Below are 530 nucleotides of genomic sequence, written 5' to 3'. Positions count from 1 at the left end.
AACGCAACTTCTGGTACGCCATCGTTAGTTACATCGCTCATTTGTACTATTTGCGCGTCTAACCACTGGTTTGTCCATTTAAACGTTTTATAGGTTTGTTTACTCACACCGTCTTTTACAAACAGTTGTTTAGTGCCGTTAGTTAAATGAATACCCGTAATCGCGTACTCTTGCACGCCATCTAAGGTTAAGTCTTCAAGCAATTTAAACTCGACATCTTGTAACGTTTCAGGCCAATTCCATGTACCCATGCCTTGCCCTGTGTAGCCGTTATAAACAGCTAGCTGGTAACGTCCTACATCCGCATTAAAGCCAAATAAGCCTATCTCTTTTATGCCATCGTTATTTCTATCGTCCAGCTGTTCCACACTTAAGTTTTCTAACTCGCTACTAATGTTAAAAAAGCTAAAGGCTGAGAAGTCGCGGCCATCTAATACAGTTAACCATACGGCATCACCCACTACAGAATGCTTAAGCCAATCAATAACACCATCACCATTGTAGTCTGTAAATTTCACTAAATCAGAAGG

The 530-nt window shown here is 40.8% G+C and carries 1 protein-coding gene; it reads right to left on the bottom strand.

The window, feature by feature from the left end; all coding sequences use genetic code 11:
• On the bottom strand, window positions 1-530 hold a 530-nt coding region (locus tag H5092_RS20415), incomplete at both ends, for a hypothetical protein (RefSeq protein WP_182734875.1).

This window comes from Pseudoalteromonas sp. SR41-7 (genome assembly GCF_014163935.1).
Classification (GTDB): Bacteria; Pseudomonadota; Gammaproteobacteria; order Enterobacterales; family Alteromonadaceae; genus Pseudoalteromonas; species Pseudoalteromonas distincta.
This window is presented reverse-complemented; position numbering and strand designations above follow the sequence as displayed.